Source organism: Rhodosalinus sp. K401 (assembly GCF_041365735.1).
Taxonomy (GTDB): Bacteria; Pseudomonadota; Alphaproteobacteria; order Rhodobacterales; family Rhodobacteraceae; genus Rhodosalinus.
This window is the reverse complement of sequence record NZ_JBGFSI010000006.1, coordinates 14,889-32,215: the sequence shown is the minus strand read 5'-3', so window position 1 is coordinate 32,215 and position 17,327 is coordinate 14,889. Positions and strand designations below refer to the sequence as shown.

General features: G+C 68.5%; 18 protein-coding genes. 8 read left to right on the top strand and 10 right to left on the bottom strand.

The annotated features are described in order from the left end of the window. Positions 1 to 33: 33 nt before the first annotated feature. From AB6A66_RS08600 to AB6A66_RS08570, 7 genes are read left to right on the top strand one after another with little or no spacing between them, the layout of a single operon-like run. Positions 34 to 1,044, top strand: a complete 1,011-nt coding sequence (locus AB6A66_RS08600; RefSeq protein ID WP_371055557.1) for a B12-binding domain-containing protein — start codon at positions 34 to 36, stop codon at positions 1,042 to 1,044. Positions 1,045 to 1,080: 36 nt separating this feature from the next. Continuing rightward, complete coding sequence (gene ppsR / locus AB6A66_RS08595) at positions 1,081 to 2,514, top strand: transcriptional regulator PpsR (RefSeq protein WP_371055556.1); 1,434 nt, start codon at positions 1,081 to 1,083, stop codon at positions 2,512 to 2,514. Between the two features lie 57 nt (positions 2,515 to 2,571). Beyond that, positions 2,572 to 3,483 (top strand): chlorophyll synthase ChlG, encoded by a 912-nt coding sequence (gene chlG / locus AB6A66_RS08590; RefSeq protein WP_371055555.1) that lies wholly within the window; start codon positions 2,572 to 2,574, stop codon positions 3,481 to 3,483. Continuing rightward, a complete protein-coding gene (locus tag AB6A66_RS08585; RefSeq protein ID WP_371055554.1) occupies positions 3,480 to 4,769 on the top strand; it encodes a BCD family MFS transporter in 1,290 nt (429 codons plus the stop codon). Before chlG ends, AB6A66_RS08585 begins: the two co-directional genes overlap by 4 nt. Positions 4,770 to 4,772: 3 nt before the next feature. Further along, entirely contained in the window at positions 4,773 to 5,951 is a 1,179-nt protein-coding gene (locus tag AB6A66_RS08580; protein WP_371055553.1) for a geranylgeranyl diphosphate reductase, read from the top strand. Beyond that, positions 5,948 to 6,475 (top strand): isopentenyl-diphosphate Delta-isomerase, encoded by a 528-nt coding sequence (gene idi / locus AB6A66_RS08575; RefSeq protein WP_371055552.1) that lies wholly within the window; start codon positions 5,948 to 5,950, stop codon positions 6,473 to 6,475. The genes AB6A66_RS08580 and idi overlap by 4 nt, the downstream gene beginning before the upstream one ends. A 23-nt stretch (positions 6,476 to 6,498) precedes the next feature. Then, positions 6,499 to 7,281, top strand: coding sequence for a ZIP family metal transporter (locus AB6A66_RS08570; protein ID WP_371055551.1), 783 nt, complete (start codon positions 6,499 to 6,501; stop codon positions 7,279 to 7,281). On the opposite strand, the gene AB6A66_RS08565 is transcribed toward AB6A66_RS08570, so the two are convergent. Together AB6A66_RS08565 and AB6A66_RS08560 are read right to left on the bottom strand one after the other, a co-directional pair. Next, entirely contained in the window at positions 7,278 to 8,498 is a 1,221-nt protein-coding gene (locus AB6A66_RS08565) for a 3-hydroxybenzoate 6-monooxygenase (protein ID WP_371055550.1), read from the bottom strand. The genes AB6A66_RS08570 and AB6A66_RS08565 overlap by 4 nt on opposite strands. 4 nt (positions 8,499 to 8,502) lie before the next feature. After that, positions 8,503 to 9,201: a fumarylacetoacetate hydrolase family protein gene (locus AB6A66_RS08560; protein WP_371055549.1), complete on the bottom strand. Its 699-nt coding sequence runs from the start codon at positions 9,199 to 9,201 to the stop codon at positions 8,503 to 8,505. A 47-nt stretch (positions 9,202 to 9,248) separates the two neighbouring features. Here AB6A66_RS08560 and AB6A66_RS08555 point away from each other — a divergent pair, with 47 nt between their 5' ends. Beyond that, a complete protein-coding gene (locus tag AB6A66_RS08555) occupies positions 9,249 to 9,776 on the top strand; it encodes a MarR family winged helix-turn-helix transcriptional regulator (protein WP_371055548.1) in 528 nt (175 codons plus the stop codon). Between the two features lie 145 nt (positions 9,777 to 9,921). On the opposite strand, the gene dxs is transcribed toward AB6A66_RS08555, so the two are convergent. The 8 genes from dxs to bchZ form a co-directional block, all read right to left on the bottom strand. Beyond that, positions 9,922 to 11,856: a 1-deoxy-D-xylulose-5-phosphate synthase gene (gene dxs, locus AB6A66_RS08550; protein ID WP_371055547.1), complete on the bottom strand. Its 1,935-nt coding sequence runs from the start codon at positions 11,854 to 11,856 to the stop codon at positions 9,922 to 9,924. Positions 11,857 to 12,045: 189 nt separating this feature from the next. Further along, on the bottom strand, positions 12,046 to 13,164 hold the full coding sequence (gene pufC / locus AB6A66_RS08545; protein WP_371055546.1) for a photosynthetic reaction center cytochrome PufC: 1,119 nt from the start codon (positions 13,162 to 13,164) through the stop codon (positions 12,046 to 12,048). 1 nt (position 13,165) lies between these two features. Further along, the gene (pufM, locus tag AB6A66_RS08540; RefSeq protein WP_371038766.1) at positions 13,166 to 14,152 is read right to left on the bottom strand and encodes a photosynthetic reaction center subunit M; all 987 of its coding nucleotides are present in this window, start codon (positions 14,150 to 14,152) and stop codon (positions 13,166 to 13,168) included. 3 nt (positions 14,153 to 14,155) lie between these two features. Beyond that, positions 14,156 to 14,995: a photosynthetic reaction center subunit L gene (pufL, locus tag AB6A66_RS08535; protein WP_371038767.1), complete on the bottom strand. Its 840-nt coding sequence runs from the start codon at positions 14,993 to 14,995 to the stop codon at positions 14,156 to 14,158. Between the two features lie 112 nt (positions 14,996 to 15,107). Next, on the bottom strand, positions 15,108 to 15,269 hold the full coding sequence (gene pufA, locus AB6A66_RS08530) for a light-harvesting antenna LH1, alpha subunit (RefSeq protein WP_371038768.1): 162 nt from the start codon (positions 15,267 to 15,269) through the stop codon (positions 15,108 to 15,110). Between the two features lie 15 nt (positions 15,270 to 15,284). After that, on the bottom strand, positions 15,285 to 15,434 hold the full coding sequence (gene pufB / locus AB6A66_RS08525; RefSeq protein WP_371038769.1) for a light-harvesting antenna LH1, beta subunit: 150 nt from the start codon (positions 15,432 to 15,434) through the stop codon (positions 15,285 to 15,287). A gap of 128 nt (positions 15,435 to 15,562) precedes the next feature. Beyond that, positions 15,563 to 15,787 (bottom strand): cytochrome PufQ, encoded by a 225-nt coding sequence (gene pufQ, locus AB6A66_RS08520; RefSeq protein ID WP_371055545.1) that lies wholly within the window; start codon positions 15,785 to 15,787, stop codon positions 15,563 to 15,565. A gap of 4 nt (positions 15,788 to 15,791) precedes the next feature. Further along, positions 15,792 to 17,264 carry a chlorophyllide a reductase subunit Z gene (gene bchZ / locus AB6A66_RS08515; RefSeq protein WP_371055544.1) on the bottom strand — a complete coding sequence of 491 codons (1,473 nt, stop codon included), beginning with the start codon at positions 17,262 to 17,264 and terminating at the stop codon, positions 15,792 to 15,794. Positions 17,265 to 17,327 lie beyond the last annotated feature (63 nt).

The following is a 17,327-nucleotide window of genomic DNA, read 5'->3' as shown; positions in this document are numbered from 1 at the left end:
CCGACTCACACCCCATGCGGCCATGAAACTCCGTTGTTTTTGATTTCCAAACGAAAGCACCTGAAATTTCGGAAAAATTTTTTGGGGCAAAAACAGGGCGCTACGCCGTCGCGCGGGCGCGATGTGTCACGATCGTTTGACAGCGTTGGCGAGCAGTACGCACTGTTTTCGACAGGATCGGCCGGGCGGGTTGCCGGCGAGGATCCCTTGCGCCTGCTGACGGAGGACAGAATGCATCCCGTATCCAACAACCTGGAGTGTGCGCGCGAAGACGAGCGGAACTCGGGCACGACCATCGAGGCGCTGGCAGAGTCCGCGATCCGCCTGCTGGCCGAATCCCGACAGGAAACCGCGCCGGACAGCATCGACGGGTGGGTCGAGCGTCTTTGCGACGCGCTGCTCGCCGAGGTCGAGACCTCTCATCAACTCACGATCACCTCGCTTGTCGCGAGCGGCTTCAGCACCGACACGATCCACGACGTGATCATCCCGCGCGCGGCGGCGCGTCTCGGCGATCGCTGGGTCCGCGACGAGGTAAGCTTCGTGGACGTCACCACGGGCACCGCCCGGCTTCAGCGCATCCTTCGCGACCGCCGCGCCTCCGGCCCCCTTCCCGCCCCGGCCCAGGCCGCGCCGCAGACGCTGGCGACTCTCGTCGTCGTGCCGGAGTTCGAAAACCACGCGCTTGGCGCCTTCGTCGCGGCCGACCAGTTCAACCGGCTGGGCCACCGTGTGCGGATGGCGATCGGCGGCCACCCCGATGAGCTTGCCGGGCAGATCGCGGCGGGCGGTTTCGACATGATCGGCGTAAGCTGCGCGACCGACCGCGCCGTGGACCGCGTGGGAGCGTTGATCGGCCACCTCCGCGCGGCGTGCGGATCGCTTCCGCCCGTCGTGGTGGGCGGCCAAGCCGTGGGCCATGTGCCCGATTTGCTGGCAAGATGCGGCGCCGATCATGCTGCGATGACGACACAGGGCGCGATCGAGGCCTGTGGCCTTGTTGCATCCCGGGTCGAACCACTATCTATAGAGCAGTCGTCATGAACACGGGGTTCATGGCGCAGCGATAGGAAGGACGCCGTGACCAAGCAGGGACGGATGCATGAACGGGTACGCGTCGGCGTACTACCCGCGCCGTCCCGCGTCGAGCGCATCATCGAGCAGTTCGCCGACATCGCGGTGGCAATCGACAGGACCGGCAAGGTCAAGGGCATCTCTGTCAGCCCCGACAGCCCCTATCTCGGCTGCCTCGACCATTGGGTGGGCCGCGATTTCCGGGACTTCCTCTCCGAGGACAGCATGGCCAAGTTCGAAGATCGCATGGCGACGGTCCTGTCGGACCGCGATGCGATCGTGCGACCGATGGAGCTCAACCACGTCGACAACGCGAACTGGGAATTTCCCATTCGCTACACGCTCCACGACACCGGCGAAGACAACGGCATCCTGCTTCTGGGGCGCGACATGCAGCCCTTCGCGGATCTGCAGCAACGCCTTGTGCGCGAGCAGATGGCGCGGGAACGCGACCTCGAGCGGTTCCGCGGCGTGGAGACGCGGTATCGCGTCGTGTTCGATGCCGCCGCCACACCCATGATCACCGTGGATCCCGACTCGGGGCGTGCGATCGACATGAACCGTGCCGCGATGGATCTGCTGGGCGTGAAGACCGACAACCTGAGCGCCAGCGCCCTCGCCCAGTGCTTCGAGGGCCGGCGCAAGGGCGAGTTCGGCGAGAGCCTGAAGACCGCCGCGGCATCCGAACACGGCACCGGCGTTCCGGCCGTGGTGCGCCGCACCGCCCGCGACGTGCGGCTCCTTCCCGAGTTCTTCCGGGCCTCCGGCGAGGTGTCGATGCTGGTCCGGATCGAGGCCCTGTCGGACGAGGAGGGAACCGGGCGCGAGCTTGCCCGCAGTCTCGCCCGGCTTTACGAATATACGCCGGACGCGATCGTGCTGACGGACGCCAAGGGCGTGATCCGCGAGGCCAACGAGGGGTTCCTGCGCCTGACCGACGCGGCGCAGCAGCGCGACGTGGAAGGGCGTTCCATCGCGGATTTCCTCGCCCGCGGCTCGGTCGACATGAAGCTCATTCTCGAAGCGCTCGAGAAGACCGGCAAGATCAAGGGGTACGCGGCACAACTCGAAAGCGTCGTCGGCATGCGCGCGACCGTCGAGCTTTCGGCCGCCAGGCTTCGCGGCCGCGTGGACCGGGGCATCGGCTTCATCCTCCGTGACGTGACGACGTCCCAGCCGCGCGGCATCGCCGAGGCCGGCGCCGCCGTCAGCGACGAGGCCATGCAGAACGTGATGGACCTCGTGGGCACCGCGTCGCTCAAGGAACTCGTCGGCGCGACGACCGACGTCGTGGAAAAGCTCTGCATCGAGACGGCGATCCGCCTGACCGACAACAACCGCGTGGCCGCGGCCGAGATGCTCGGCCTGTCCCGGCAAAGCCTCTACGTGAAGCTTCGCAAATACGGCCTCATCGACAGCAGCAACGACCCCGACGAATAAAGCGCGACAGGCAAGAAAACCCTTTCGCGACTCTCGATTGTATAGTTTACTTGACACATGAGTGTCTTGGAAAACTTACAGTCCGAGCGTCGGCTGCCCGAACCCGGGGCGGTTCTGACGCTGCTGAAACCGATCACCTGGTTCCCGCCGATGTGGGCCTACCTGTGCGGCCTCGTCTCGGTCGGCGCGAACCCTTTCGACAGTCTGGGCCTCGTGCTGCTCGGCGTGGTGCTGGCAGGCCCGCTCGTCTGCGGGATGAGCCAGGCCGCGAACGACTGGTGCGACCGCGAGGTCGACGCCATCAATGAACCGGACCGCCCGATCCCCTCGGGGCGCATTCCCGGCCGCTGGGGCCTCTGGATCGCGCTCGCGATGTCGGCGCTGGCGCTCGTCGTCGGCTGGCAGCTGGGCCCCTGGGGATTCGGCGCGACGGTGGTGGGCGTCATCGCCGCCTGGGCCTATTCGGCCGAGCCGGTGCGGCTGAAGCGGTCTGGCATCGCCGGGCCGGGCCTTGTCGGCCTCTCCTATGAAACGCTGCCGTGGTTCACCGGCGCGGCCGTCCTTTCGGCGGGCGCGCCCTCGCCCGAGATCGTGACCATCGCCCTGCTCTACGGGATCGGCGCGCACGGCATCATGACCCTGAACGATTTCAAGGCGCTGGAAGGCGACCGTCAGACCGGGGTCGAATCGCTGCCGGTCGTTTTGGGCCCGGAACGTGCGGCCCGGGTCGCGGCATGGGTGATGATCCTGCCGCAGATCGTGGTGTTCACGCTGCTCGCCGGCTGGGGCCGCGAATGGCACGCGGCGGCGATCGCGGTGCTGATCCTCGGACAGATCTGGGCAGCGCAAGTGATGATGCGCGACCCGAAGGGCAAGGCGCCGTGGTTCAACGGCACGGGCGTGGCGATGTATGTCTCGGGCATGATGATCGCGGCCTTCGCGCTTCGCGCGCTGGGAGGTGCGGGATGACGCTGTCCTGGCTATCGATCTTCCGGCTGGGGCTCGTGCAGATGAGCCTCGGCGCGATCGTGGTGCTCACGACCTCCACCCTCAACCGCCTGATGGTCGTCGAACTGGCGCTGCCCGCGGTGCTGCCGGGCCTTCTGGTCGCATTGCATTACGGCATCCAGATCACGCGCCCGAACTGGGGCTTCCTGTCGGACGCGGGCGGCAACCGGACGCTCTTCATCGTGGGCGGCATGGCGGTCCTCGCGGCCGGCGGCTTCGGGGCGGCCTGGGGCGTCGTCCTTCTGGACACGAGCTTCGCACTCGGCCTTTCGGTGTCCATCCTGGCCTATGCGCTCATCGGGATCGGCGTCGGCGCCTCGGGCACCTCGCTGCTCGCCCTGCTCGCCACCGCCACGGCGCCGCCCCGCCGCGCCGCGGCGGCCACGATCACCTGGCTGATGATGATTCTCGGCATCGCCGTGACCGCGGGGACGGTGGGCGCCTTCCTGGAGCCTTACAGCCACGCGCTCCTGCTGCGCATCGTCGCCGTCGTGACCTGCGGCGCGGTCCTTCTCACCCTGGTCTCCGTCTGGGGGATCGAGCGTCGCGTCGCGGCGCAGCCGTCGCATGACGAGATGAGCTTTCGCGAGGGCCTGCGCGAGGTATGGGGTGAGCCTCATGCCCGCAATTTCACGATCTTCGTCTTCCTGTCCATGACCGCCTATTTCATGCAGGAACTGATCCTCGAACCCTTCGCCGGCCTCGTCTTCGGGCTGACGCCGGGACAGTCCACCACGCTGTCGGGCGCGCAGAACGGCGGCGTGTTTCTGGGCATGCTGCTCGTGGGCATTGCCGCGACCGGTTTCCGGCTTGGAAGTCTTCGCGGCTGGGTCATCGCGGGCTGCCTCGGCTCGGCGGCAAGCCTCATCGTCATCGCCACCGCGGGCAGTCTCGGGCTTCGGCCGCTGCTGATGCCCGCCGTCGTGGCGCTGGGCTTTTTCAACGGGGTGTTCGCGGTGGCCGCCATCGGCTCCATGATGGCGCTTGCGGGCCGCGGCCGCGAAACGCGCGAAGGCACGCGCATGGGCCTCTGGGGTGCGGCGCAGGCCATCGCGGCGGGCTTCGGCGGGCTGGCCGGCGCGGCCGGCGCCGACCTGATGCGCCGCCTCTTCGACAGCGAGGCGACCGCCTTCGGCGCCGTCTTCCTGGCCGAGGCCACTCTTTTCCTCGTGGCGGCGCTGATGGCGCTCCGCGTGATCGAAACCACCCGCGCCGGACGTGGCGCGGCGCTGATGCCGGGAGAATGAAAGATGTATGATGTCGTCGTCGTGGGGGCTGGCCCCTCGGGTGCCACAGCCGCGGAAGACCTCGCCCGCGAGGGCCGCAAGGTCGCCTTCATCGACCGCGAGGGGCGCATAAAACCCTGCGGCGGCGCGATCCCGCCGCGCGCGATCCGGGATTTCGACATTCCCGAGGACCAGCTCGTGGCCAAGATCACCACGGCGCGGATGATTTCGCCCACCGGCCGCCAGGTCGACATCCCGATCGAGAACGGCTTCGTCGGCATGGTCGACCGGGAGCATTTCGACGCCTTCCTTCGCGACCGCGCGGAGGCCGCCGGCGCGGATCGCTACCGCGGCACGTTCACGAAGATCGAGCGCGACGAGACGGGCACGCATGTCGTCTTCCGCGACAAGGAGACGGGCGAGACCCGGCGGCTGGCCACGACGCTGGTGATCGGCGCGGACGGCGCGCGTTCCGGCGTGGCGCGGCAGGAAGTGCCGGGCGGCGACAAGATCCCCTACGTGATCGCCTATCACGAGATCATCGAGGCGCCCGGCAAGATCGGCAGCTACGACCCCGAGCGCTGCGACGTCGTCTATGACGGGCGCATCTCGCCCGACTTCTACGGCTGGGTGTTCCCCCACGGCAAGTCGGCGAGCGTCGGCATGGGCAGCATGGTGAAGGAGGTGGACGTGAAGCAGGCCACCGCCGATTTGCGCGCGGCCTCCGGCCTTGCCGATTGCCCGACCATCCGGAAGGAGGGCGCGCCCATCCCGCTCAAGCCACTCGACCGCTGGGACAACGGCCGCGACGTGGTGCTTGCCGGCGACGCGGCGGGCGTCGTCGCACCCTCCTCGGGAGAGGGGATCTTCTACGCCATGATGGGCGGGCGCGTCGCCGCCGCGGCCGCCGCCGCGACGCTGACCTCGGGCCAGACCGCCAAGCTCAAGCTCGCCCGGCACCTCTTCATGCGCGAGCACAAGAGCGTCTTCAAGATCCTCGGCGTGATGCAGGACGCCTATTACCGCTCCGATGCGCGGCGGGAACGCTTCGTCTCGCTGTGCCACGACGTGGACGTGCAGCGCTTGACCTTCGAGGCCTACATGAACAAGGAACTCGTGAAATCCCGCCCGCTCGCCCATATAAAGATCGGGCTGAAGAACCTCGCCCACCTCTCCGGGATCGTCAGGGAAACCTATACATGAGCCTCACCGTCCCCGCCTGGGTCAACGGCGCGCTGACGCCGGTCGAGAAGCTGGAGGCGCATCGCCGCGGGCTGCGGCACAAGGCGGTGTCGGTCTTCGTGATGCACGGCGACGAGGTCCTGCTCCAGCGCCGGGCGCTCGGGAAATATCACACGCCTGGGCTCTGGGCGAATTCCTGCTGCACGCATCCGGGCTGGGACGAGGCGCCGCAGGACTGCGCGCGCCGCCGCCTGCATGAAGAACTCGGCATCGAGGGATTGCCGCTGACCTATCGCGGACAGCTGGAATACCGCGCGCCGGTGGGCGGGAACCTTATCGAACACGAGGTCGTGGATGTCTTCGTCGCCCGGGCGGGGCGCCGGATCGCGGCGGCCCCGGACCCAGAGGAGGTCATGGCGACGCGCTGGCTTCCGCTCTCCACGCTCGTGGAGGAGGTCTCGCGCCACGCCGACCGGTTCACGCCCTGGCTCCGGATCTACCTGGAGCGGCACCGGGCGGAGATCTTCGGCCGCGTGATGGCCTAGCCGCGCGCCCCGGGGTCGCGGGCATGCAACCGGGCGATCCGGTCATCCTCGGTCTCGCGGGCAGCCTTGGCGCGGGGCTCATGACGGGCGCCGGCGCGCTTCCGGTCCTTTTCGGACGCCGCGTGTCCGAACGCATGTCGAACACGCTTCTGGGTTTCGCGGCGGGCGTGATGCTTACCGCGAGTTTCTTCTCGCTGATCCTGCCCGCGATCGACCACGCCGGCGAGCGCTACGATGGGCGGCTGCCCCCGGCGCTCATCGCCTCGGCCGGGATCCTGCTCGGGGTGGCCGCGATGTGGGGTCTGAACGAGCGCGTGCCCCACCGGCATTTCGTCTCGGGCCCCGAGGGCCCGTCGGGCACACGACTCGAGAAGATCTGGCTTTTCGTCATCGCCATCACGCTGCACAACTTTCCCGAAGGCATGGCGGTGGGCGTGGGCTTCGCCTCCGGCGACGTGGGCAAGGGTGCCGCGCTCGCCCTCGGGATCGGGCTTCAGAACATGCCCGAGGGGCTCGCGGTGGCGCTCGCGCTCGTGGGCGAGCGCTATCCTCCGGGCCGCGCCGTGCTGATCGCCACGCTGACCGGGCTGGTGGAGCCGGTGGGGGGCCTTCTGGGCGCCGCCGCGCTCACGCTTGCCGAGCCTCTTCTGCCCTGGGGCCTCACCTTCGCGGCGGGCGCGATGCTTTACATCATCAGCCACGAGATCATCCCCGAGACGCACCGCTCCGGCTACCGCAAACAGGCCACCGCCGGGCTGACCGTGGGCCTTGTCGTGATGCTGATTCTCGACGTGGCGTTGGGTTAGCCGGCGCGGCGGCCGCGCATCTCCTGCGAGACCGCGCCCTCGAGCCCGGTGGAACCGTAGAGCCAATCCAACGTGTCGTACCAGTCTTCCGGGCTCTTGGCCCGCATGATCGCGTTCCTCAGCTCCGCATGGGCCCCCGCCGGGTGGTAGACATGCTCGCCCACCGCGCGCGACTGGAGCTGCACCCGCGCGGTGCGCAGCGCGCGGCGCGCGTTGTAGGCCGGAAGCGCCGCCGCGACATCGCCGCCGGCCGCCTCCATCTCGTGGGCGAGCGCCACCGCGTCCTCCATCGCCATGCACGCGCCCTGCGCCATGTATTGCAGCATGGGGTGCGCCGCATCGCCCAGAAGCGCCACGCGCCCGTCCACCCAGTTCGCCACCGGCTCCCGGTCGCAAAGCACCCAGAGCTTCCAGTCCTGTCCCTTTTCGATGATCTGCCGCGCCATCGGCGCGACATGCTCGAAGCCGCGGCGCACCTCGTCGTGCGAGACCGGCTTGCCCGCCGCCGGCTCGGCCGCGTGGTTGTGATAGGTCACGACCAGGTTGAAGAGCTTCCAGCCCGAGAGCGGGTAGTGCACGATATGGCACTTCGGACCGGCCCAGAGCGTCGCGGCGTTCCAGCGCAGCTCCTCCGGCATCTCCTCGACCGGGATCACGCTCCGGTAGGTGGTGTGGCCGGAAACGCGTGGCGCGCCGTCCCCCGCGAGCTGCGCGCGTATGGGCGACCAGAGACCGTCGGCGCCGATAAGCGCGCGGCCCGTCACGCGCTCACCGGACTCGAGGATCGCGGTCGCGGTCTCGCCGTCCTGCGCGTAGCTCGCGACGGCAGACGAGGTTCGCAGCTCCACGAGCGGATGCGCCTCGCACGCCTTGAGGAAGACGCCGTGCAATTCGCCCCGGTGCACCACGGCGTAGGGGTTGCCCATCCGTGTGCGGAACGCCTCTCCGAGCGGGATGCGGCAGATTTCCTCCGCCGTCAGCGCGTCCATCAGGCGAAGGCTGTCCACGTAGACCGCCATCTTGCGCGCCGTCTCTCCGACGCCGAGATAATCGAAGGCGTGGAAGGCGTTCGGGCCAAGCTGGATGCCCGCGCCGATCTCGCCGAGCTGGCGCGCCTTCTCCAGCACCAACACGGGGATCCCCGCACGGGCGAGGCCGATGGCGGCCGCGAGGCCACCGATACCGCCTCCGGCGATCAGGACGGGCCGTTGAGTCACGGGGCTACTCCGCCGGACCGATGGCGAGCGAGATGGGCGCGAGCCCGTCCACCCCGCCCTCGATCCGGTCCCCCGGCTCCACCGGGCCGACCCCCGCGGGCGTGCCCGTCATGATCAGGTCGCCCGGACGCAGGTGATAGAACTTCGAGAGGTCCGCGACGATCTCGGGCACCGAATGGATCAGGTCGGAGAGACGGGCGTCCTGCCTGATCTCGCCGTTGACGGAAAGATGGATGCGCTGCGGGCCGATCTCGCCCAGTTCGGCGGCCCGGGTCATCGGCGCGAAGACAGCGGAGCCCTCGACATCCTTGCCGAGATCCCAGGGCCGCTGCTTCTCGCGGGCCTTGAGCTGCAGGTCGCGCCGCGTCATGTCGAGGGCGCAGCCATAGGCGTAGATCGCGGCCGGCGCGTCGGCCGCGCTCACCCGGAAGGCCGGCGCGCCGATGGCCAGCGCCAGTTCCATCTCGTAATGCAGGTTTTCCGTACCCGGCGGGTAGGGCAGCGTCGCGCCCGAGGCGAGGAAGGCCGAGGGCGACTTGGTGAAGTAGAAGGGCGCCTCGCGGTCGGCCTCCACCCCCATCTCGGCGGCGTGGGCGGCGTAGTTGCGCCCCACGCAGAAGATGCGCCCCACCGGATAGAGCGCCGCCTCGCCCGCAACGGGAACACCCGGCGTGGCCGGCGGTTCGAACAGGAAATCGGTCATGCAGTCCTCCCTTGCCGGCGGTGCCGGCTCTCACACGACCTGTACGAATGATAAGTATACTTGTCAATTATCGGGCACGCGCCTACCCTTCCGGGATGCTGGACCTTCACGAGATGCCGGGCCACCTGATCCGGCGGCTGCACCAGATCTCGGTTTCCGTCTTCGCCGGCGCGATGCGGCGGGCGGGCCATGACCTGACCCCGGTGCAGTTCGCCGCGCTTTCCGCGCTCGCCCGGAACCCGGGCGTGGACCAGGCGACGCTCGCGGGCCTCATCGCCTACGACCGCGTGACGATTGGCGGCGTGGTGGACAGGCTGGAAGCCAAGGGGCTCGTCGAACGGGATGTCAGCGCCCGCGACCGGCGCGCCCGGGTGCTGCGGCCGACACGGGCCGGCGAGGCGCTGCTCGCTGAGGCCGATCCCGTCGTGCGTGCCCTTCAGGACGAGATCCTGTCAGGGCTCGACCCGGCCGAACGCACCGAGCTGGTACGCCTGCTCCGCAAGGCGGCAGAGGCCGGCAACGCGCGCAGCCGGGCCCCCTTGCAGGACGCGGGCAGGCGTGTCGGAAACGGGTGACCCGCGGCGCCCGGGCTGACGGAGAGGCCGAAATGGAGCCTTCAGGCCCGCGCGTGCAAGCCGTGTCTGGCTCCGGCGTGAACGCCCGAGGGCTGCCCTTGCCGGCGCTGCCGTGGTTTCAGCGGTCCCGCCGCCTTGCCTTGCCCTAACGCACGGCAGGGAACGGCACGACGCCCGGAGCGACCGCCTCGCCGCGGCCAAGCGCGTCGCGCACGGCGGAGGCGATGTCCGCCGCGCTCATTCCGGCCGCCGCATACATGTCTTCGGGCCTGGCCTGGTCGATGTAGCGGTCGGGCAGGCCGACGTTGCGGATCGCGAGACCACGGTCGAACGCGCCATGCCGGGCGAGCGCGTGCATGACGAACGCCCCGAAACCGCCCATCGCACCCTGCTCCAGCGTGATCAGCGCGCCGTGGTTCCGCGCAAGTCGCAGCAGCAGCGCCTCGTCCAGCGGCTTGGCGAAGCGGGCGTCGGCGACGGTGACGGAGATGCCGTCGCGATCCAGCACCTCGGCCGCGCGGAGCGCCTCGGAAAGATGCGCGCCGTAGGAGAAGATCGCCGCGTCAGTCCCCTCGCGGAGAACGCGGCCGCGCCCGATCTCGAGGGGTTGGCCCGCCTCGGGCATCGCGACCCCGACGCCCGCGCCACGCGGGTAGCGGAAGGCGATGGGCCCCTCGTCGAACGCCGCCGCGGTGGCCACCATGTGGACGAGCTCGGCCTCGTCCGCGGCGGCCATCAGCGTCATGCCCGGCAACGCGCCGAGATAGCCGATATCGAAGGCTCCTGCATGGGTCGCGCCGTCGGCGCCCACAAGCCCCGCCCGGTCGATGGCGAAGCGCACGGGCAGCCCCTGAAGCGCCACGTCATGCACCACCTGGTCGTAGCCGCGCTGAAGGAAGGTGGAGTAGATCGCGCAGAACGGGCGCAGCCCGCTCGCCGCCATGCCCGCCGCGAAGGTCACGGCGTGCTGCTCTGCGATGCCGACGTCGAAGACGCGGCCCGGGAAACGCTTCGCCATGCGGTCCACGCCGGTGCCGCCCGGCATGGCCGCCGTCACCGCGACGATCTTCGGATCGCGCGCCGCCGCCTGGGTCAGCGCGTCGCCGAACACGGCGGTGTAGGCGGGCGCGGCGGGCGTCGATTTCGCCTGCGTGCCGGTCGCCACGTCGAACTTCGCCACCCCGTGATACTTGTCGGCGGCGCTTTCGGCGGGGGCGTAGCCCTTGCCCTTCACCGTGCAGCAATGGATCAGGACCGGCCCGGTGGCCCGTGCCCGCGCCGCGCGCAGGACGGGCAGGAGCTGGCTCATGTCGTGGCCGTCGATAGGGCCCACATACTCGAAGCCGAGCTCCTCGAAGAGCGTACCCTGCCCGGTCACGCCGGTGACGAGCTGGCGGGCGCGGCGCGCGCCCTCCCGCATGGGCTCGGGCAGCGCGGCCTCGAACCCCTCGGCGAGCGAGCGCATCCGCGCCAGCGGCTCGTTGGCGTAAAGCCGCGACAGATAGCGCGACATCGCGCCGACGGGCGGCGCGATCGACATCTCGTTGTCGTTGAGGATCACGAAAAGGCGCCGCCCCTCGTGGCCCGCGTTGTTGAGCGCCTCGTAGGCCATGCCCGCGCTGATCGCGCCGTCGCCGATCACGGCGATCGCATCGCCCGTGGGCTGACCCATGTCGCGCCCCACGGCGAAGCCGAGCGCGGCGGAAATCGAGGTGGAGGAATGCGCGGCGCCGAAAGGATCGTGCTCGCTTTCGGCGCGCTTGGTGAAGCCCGAAAGCCCGTCCTTCTGGCGAAGCGTCCGGATGCGGTCGCGCCGCCCGGTCAGGATCTTGTGCGGATAGCACTGGTGGCCGACGTCCCAGACGAGCTTGTCCATCGGCGTGTTGAAGACGGCATGGATCGCCACGGTGAGTTCGACGACCCCGAGGGAGGAGCCCAGATGCCCGCCCGTCTCGGAGACGGCGGAGATCACCTCGTCGCGCAGCTCGTCGGCCAGCGCGGCGAGGTCCCGGTCCGGGAGGTGGCGCAGGTCCGAGGGCCCGGCGACACGGTCGAGAAGGGGGGTCTGGGGCAACGTCATCGTGTCCTCCGTCATGTACCGACCCGGGGGTCGGCGCCGCGCCCGAAGTGCAAGCAGCTGGCGCGGCGCCGGTTTCCTGTCGCCAACAGGAAGGGAACCGGGGCCTGGGCCCCGACGCCCGGGCCACCCCTCGCCGGGCCGGCCCGAACGCGGCGTGGGGCGGGGCGGCGCGACGCCGCCCCCGTGCCCCTATTCGGTCAGCGCCGCCTGATCCGCGGGCGTGTCGTAGACCGGCTCCCCGCTCGTCGTGGCGAGCTCGGGCCAGTCGGCGATGACGTTGGTGCCCTGCAGCGGTTGCTGGTAGCCCTGGTGGCAGGTCTTGCAGGCGGCCTTGGGCGCGTCGCCGTGCACCGGGCCCAACCGCTCGGGCGGATAGAGCCCCTCGATCGGGATCAGGTACTCGTTGTTGAGTTCGAGCACCATCTGGATGCCCAGATTGGCGGTGGCCCATTGCGGCGTGATCTGGCCGGACGACGCGTAGAAGGCCCGGCTGTTGTGGCAGAACAGGCAGTTCACGCCGAGCGAGTTGCTGACGTAGTTCATCAGCGAGTAGGTCCGCTCGGTGTGCTGGATCAGCGGGTCGTTGGCGATGTCGTTCTCCACACGGCTTTCCAGATCGTGCACCGCGATCACCCCGTAGTTCACCAGGTACTCCTCGAGCGCGTCGGAGGGCAGCGAGGTGTACTGGCTGAGGGGGGTCACCCGGTTCTGGACGGCCGACCAGCCTTCCATGGTCTCCACCGTGGGCGTGGCGCGGAACCATATGTTGTTCGGCACCGGCTGCCCGCGATGGCAGGTGTAGCAGGTCACGCCCACCTCCTTGTTCGCGTTGACGTGCCCGGCCCAGTTCTCGTTGATATTCTGGGTCATGCCGATCATCACGTGGCCCACCGCGGTCTGGTAGGATCCCGCATCCTCGAAAAGATCCGGAATCCCGGTCCAGGCGCGCATCGCCGTGAGCAGACGGTCGTAGTTCTCGACCGTCAGGTTCTCCAGGCCCGGGGGCACGTTGTCCCGCGCGTCGCCGGCGGTCTCCTCGCCGCCCTGGGGCGGGATTGGCGCGGAGGTGGTCTCGAGAAAGCCGGCGATGGTCGGGTCCGGCGTCGCGAGATCGCTCTCGAACTCCGGAACCGACATCCCCGTGCCGCGCGGACCCGTCTGCAGGCTGTCGGTCGCGTAGGGCTGGCCCCAGCTGACGAGCAGGGCGGCGACGAAGACGGCCCCCCCGACCACGCCAACGCCGATGGCGGGGCCGTAGATGTTCGTGGGGTTCTCACGATTCCACTTGTTGAACCATTGGGGGAGCATCTCAGTTCTCCTGTCCGATGAAGGCCTCGTAGGAACCATAGGCCTCGTAGCCGTAGGAGCCATCGTATGCCGGTGCGAAGTTGTGCTCCTGGGCCCAGATGAACCAGTTGTCCACGACCGTTCCGGTAAGCAGGATCCCGATGCCGCCGGTGATCGGCGTCAGCACCGCGAACCACCACGCCCAGCGGTGGATACCCTCCATCGTGGCGTTGAAGCCCATGGTCCAGCGCCAGAACAGCGCCGCCCGTTCGGAGGCCGTGCCACGGTCGTAGATCTGCTCCAGCTCCCGGTCGCCGCCGAAGCGGGACACCGCGAGGATCGTGCCGCCGTGCATCGCGAACAAGAGCACGGAGCCGTAGAGGAACACGATCGAGAGGCAGTGGAACGGGTTGTAGTAGAGGTTGCCGTAGCGGATCGAGAAGGCGGTCGTCCAGTCGAGGTGCGGGAAGATGCCGTAGGGCACCATCTCGGACCAGGAGCCCATCAGCACCGGACGGAAGAGGCCCAGCACCAGGAAGAGCCAGATCGCCGCGCCGAACGCCCAGAAGACGTGCTTGCCCATCTTGTGTTCCTGCGCCAGCTGGTAGGAGCGCAGCCACCAGGCCAGCACCGAGACCAGAAGGAAGAACGACGCGATCATGAACCACCCGCCGTCGTTGAGCGGCGGCATCGACAGGCCGTATTCCGGCCCCGGCGGCTCGAGCGCAAGCCAGAAGAGCTGGCGGATGAACTCGGGGATCGACCAGCCCACCTGGGCGAGCATGTTGAACCCGATGATGTTGAGCCACAGCGTCCCGGTGACGAGGCTGATGACCCCGGCATAGCCCAGATAGATCGGTCCGAGCTGCGCGTTGCCGATCCAGCCCAGCAGGTTCGAGAACCCTGCGCCGCCGGTACGCTCTTGGGCCATCAGGCCGCTGTCGTCCATTCCCATTTCGGCGGGTCCGCGGACCTGCACCTGCGTGAATATGTTCTGATACTCCGGCATGTCTTACATCCCCACCTGAGAGGGCCAGATCGGGAGCTCGAGCCACCAGTTCCACCATTCGGGCCAGCCCTTGGTCCAGACCGGACCCGAGATGATGATGCAGATGGCTGACCAGAAGCCGGCGTTGAGCGCCAGCAGCAGGCCCAGGCGATGGATGCCCAGCGTGCCCACCGAGTAGCCGATGAAATCGCGGAAGAAGGTGTCCTCGTGGTCCGGCGTCTTGGCCTCCTCGTCCTTCTCGGGGTTGGCCGCCGACAGGATCAGGCCGCCATGAAGGGCGAGCGCCAGGGTGGTGGTGAAGAAGAACGTCACCGCCAGCATGTGCGCCGGGTTGTAGTGGAAGTGCAGGTAGGCGTAGCCCGTGTTCGACACCCAGTCGAGGTGGCTGAAGATGCCGTAGGGAAATCCGTGCCCCCAGGCGCCCATCAGCACCGGGCGGAACACCACCAGCGTGACGTAGGCGAAGATCGCGAAGCCGAAGGCGACGGGCACGTGATAGCCGATGCCGAGCTTGCGGCAGATCTCCACCTCCCGGAGCGCCCAGCTCACGAAGGCGCCGATGGCGCAGATCGTGATGATCTGCCACAGCCCGCCCTCCATGAGCGGCGCCATGCCGAGCCCGTAGCTGAGATCGGGCGGCGCGATGTTGATGAGCCAGGGATTGAAGGTTCCCTGCTCTGCCGCGCCCCAGAAGATGAGGATCGTCCCCAGCGCGGCGAAGAAGGCGGTCGTGACCCCGAAGAAGCCTACATAGAAGGGGCCGACCCAGAAATCGAACAGGTCGCCGCCGATCAGCGTCCCTCCGCGGACGCGGTACTTTCTCTCGAAACTGAGCAAAGCCATTATCTTTCTCCGCGTTTGGCGGCTGGCCGGTGCGACCGAAAGCCGTCAGTGTTGCCGTGTCGGATTGCTGCGGGCGACCCGGGCCGCCCGCAGCCATGTCGGTGTGCCGTGGTCACCGTTCGTATTTCGCCGCAGCGATCTCGAACCAGTTGAAGCCATCGGTGCTGAGCAGCACGAGATGGATCATCACCGCGAGCAGGAAGAGGAACACGCCCTGGGCCACGAACACGCGGCGAGGGTCGAAGATCAGCCAGATCTTGTAGAACTTTGCCATCTTGTTTTCCTCCGATCAGAACCAGGGGAACCAGATGAAGGTCGCGATGTGCGCGACCACTGCAACGGCCACGAACAGCCAAAGGCCGCTCATGTAGACCGAGTGCAGTTCCTGGGCCTGTTCGTCTGTGAGACCTGTGAAGGACAGGTCGGTATTATCAGCCATGAACTTTCCTCCGGAACGTTAGACTGACGCCGCGATCCCCGCGGCCGGGTCCTTTGGAGCAGGATGCCCCGCCGGGTTCTGTCCGCCCCGAAGGCGGGCAGGGCTTTCTCCCGGTCCGAGCGTCACGCTCAGGCCGAGAAGATCACTGGCGTGATCCGGTCCGCCTCGGCCCAGGCGCGGGCGAGCGGCCCGTGCATGTTGAGCGAGCGTTGACCGATCACGTCGCGCACCCACGCGGCGGAGGCGAAGGGGATCGCCGCCGTGAAGATGAGTGCGAAATAGAACTGGAATTCGGCCCCGCGGCGCCGTCCGCAGCGGGTCCGGGTCGGGGGGTTAGAGGTCATGTCTGTCATTTTGTCAGCCCTCCTGAGCGTCGCGTTGTGAGGCCGGCGACAAGGCCTTGACGGTTTCGAGAACCACGCGCTCCGCGCCCTGTTCGAGCGCGGCGCGCTCGGCGGCGTCGCGCAAGGACTTCGCCGCCGAGATGCGTGTGAGAATGGGATGGGTCGCCACGATGCGGTCGAGTTCTGCCTGCGCGTCGGCGTCCCAGGGGAAATCGCGGCGCAGCCGCGTGGGCGTCGCGTCCGCCGCGTCCATCTCCGTGCCCAGCGGCAGGATGTGGAAAAGCGCGTCGAAAAGCCCGTTGCAGACTTCCTGCAGGACATAGGTCGCGCCGGCATAGCCCATCATGGGCGTGCCCGTGGCGCGCCGGATCGCGGCACCCGGGAAGCTCGCCGGGATGAAGGCCGGCTGCGGGCCGTGGCCCTGCTTGAGTTCGGCCAGGTACATCTTCTCGTTGATGCTTCCCATCACGATCAGAGGCCGCTCGCGCGCCATCAGCGCCCGCACCTCCTCGTTGTTGGTCTTGCGGCCCGCCACGCGCGCCACCGCGAAGGCGCAGGGCAGCCCCAGATCTTGCTCGAGGTATTGGCGAAGGCCGCGGGCATAGGTCTCGTTCGCCACCACCGCGAAGCTCGCCGTGGCGAAGAAATCCTGCGTGACCGAGCGCCAGAGATCCCAGACCGGCTTGATGGTCGAGTGCTTCTCCGTCTCGATGAACGGCTCGGGATCGAGGCCCGTGAGCTCGCCCAGCTTGCGCAGGAACTTCGTGGTGCTCTCCACCCCGATCGGCGCCTGCAGGTACGGCTTGCCCAGCACCTCGGCGAGGCCGCGGCCGAACTCGCGGTACATCACCACGTTCACGTCGGCGTTCACGAGATCGCGCATCTCGGCCAGGTGACTGCCCAGCGGCATCACCATATTGACCTCCGCGCCGATGCCCTCGACCAGACGCCGGATCTCGGCGAGGTCCGAGGGCATGTTGAACACGCCGTACATGGGCCCGAGGATGTTGACCCGCGGTTTCGCGCCCTCGGGCCGCTTCTTCTCGGGCGGCATCCGGCCCTTCGTCATGCCGAACTCGGTGAAGATCCAGGTCATTGCCCGGTCGGCCGATTCCCACTGGTCCTCGTCGATGGTGCGCGGCAGGAAGCGCTGGATCGTCGTGCCCTGCGGCGTCACGCCGCCGCCGATCATCTCGGCGATGGAGCCGGTGACGACGACCGAGGGAAGCGCCGGGTCGAGCGTGTCCCACGCGCGCTTCATGGCGCCTTCGGTGCCCTCGCGGCCCAGCTCCTCTTCGGCGAGCCCGGTGACCACGATCGGCAACTCGTGCGGCGGCAGGCCGTCGGTGTAGTGCAGCACGCTCGTCACCGGCAGGTTCTCGCAGCCCACCGGGCCGTCGATCACGACCTGGAGACCCTTCACCGCGGTGAAGGCATAGACCGCGCCCCAGTAGCCGCCGGCCCTGTCGTGGTCCTGGATCAGCATGTGGCCCTCCCGTCGTTTCCGGAGGTGGCGCGCAGGGTGCGTGAGATCACGCATCCTGCAGGG

Bases quoted from the DNA above. Each gene is read 5' to 3' on its own strand.
- pufM (WP_371038766.1), bottom strand. From the start codon at position 14,152: ATGCCGGAGTATCAGAACATATTCACGCAGGTGCAGGTCCGCGGACCC.
- pufL (WP_371038767.1), bottom strand. From the start codon at position 14,995: ATGGCTTTGCTCAGTTTCGAGAGAAAGTACCGCGTCCGCGGAGGGACG.
- pufQ (WP_371055545.1), bottom strand. From the start codon at position 15,787: ATGACAGACATGACCTCTAACCCCCCGACCCGGACCCGCTGCGGACGG.
- bchZ (WP_371055544.1), bottom strand. From the start codon at position 17,264: ATGCTGATCCAGGACCACGACAGGGCCGGCGGCTACTGGGGCGCGGTC.
- pufB (WP_371038769.1), bottom strand. From the start codon at position 15,434: ATGGCTGATAATACCGACCTGTCCTTCACAGGTCTCACAGACGAACAG.
- AB6A66_RS08580 (WP_371055553.1), top strand. From the start codon at position 4,773: ATGTATGATGTCGTCGTCGTGGGGGCTGGCCCCTCGGGTGCCACAGCC.
- chlG (WP_371055555.1), top strand. From the start codon at position 2,572: ATGAGTGTCTTGGAAAACTTACAGTCCGAGCGTCGGCTGCCCGAACCC.
- idi (WP_371055552.1), top strand. From the start codon at position 5,948: ATGAGCCTCACCGTCCCCGCCTGGGTCAACGGCGCGCTGACGCCGGTC.
- dxs (WP_371055547.1), bottom strand. From the start codon at position 11,856: ATGACGTTGCCCCAGACCCCCCTTCTCGACCGTGTCGCCGGGCCCTCG.
- pufC (WP_371055546.1), bottom strand. From the start codon at position 13,164: ATGCTCCCCCAATGGTTCAACAAGTGGAATCGTGAGAACCCCACGAAC.
- pufA (WP_371038768.1), bottom strand. From the start codon at position 15,269: ATGGCAAAGTTCTACAAGATCTGGCTGATCTTCGACCCTCGCCGCGTG.
- AB6A66_RS08555 (WP_371055548.1), top strand. From the start codon at position 9,249: ATGATAAGTATACTTGTCAATTATCGGGCACGCGCCTACCCTTCCGGG.
- AB6A66_RS08585 (WP_371055554.1), top strand. From the start codon at position 3,480: ATGACGCTGTCCTGGCTATCGATCTTCCGGCTGGGGCTCGTGCAGATG.
- AB6A66_RS08570 (WP_371055551.1), top strand. From the start codon at position 6,499: ATGCAACCGGGCGATCCGGTCATCCTCGGTCTCGCGGGCAGCCTTGGC.
- AB6A66_RS08560 (WP_371055549.1), bottom strand. From the start codon at position 9,201: ATGACCGATTTCCTGTTCGAACCGCCGGCCACGCCGGGTGTTCCCGTT.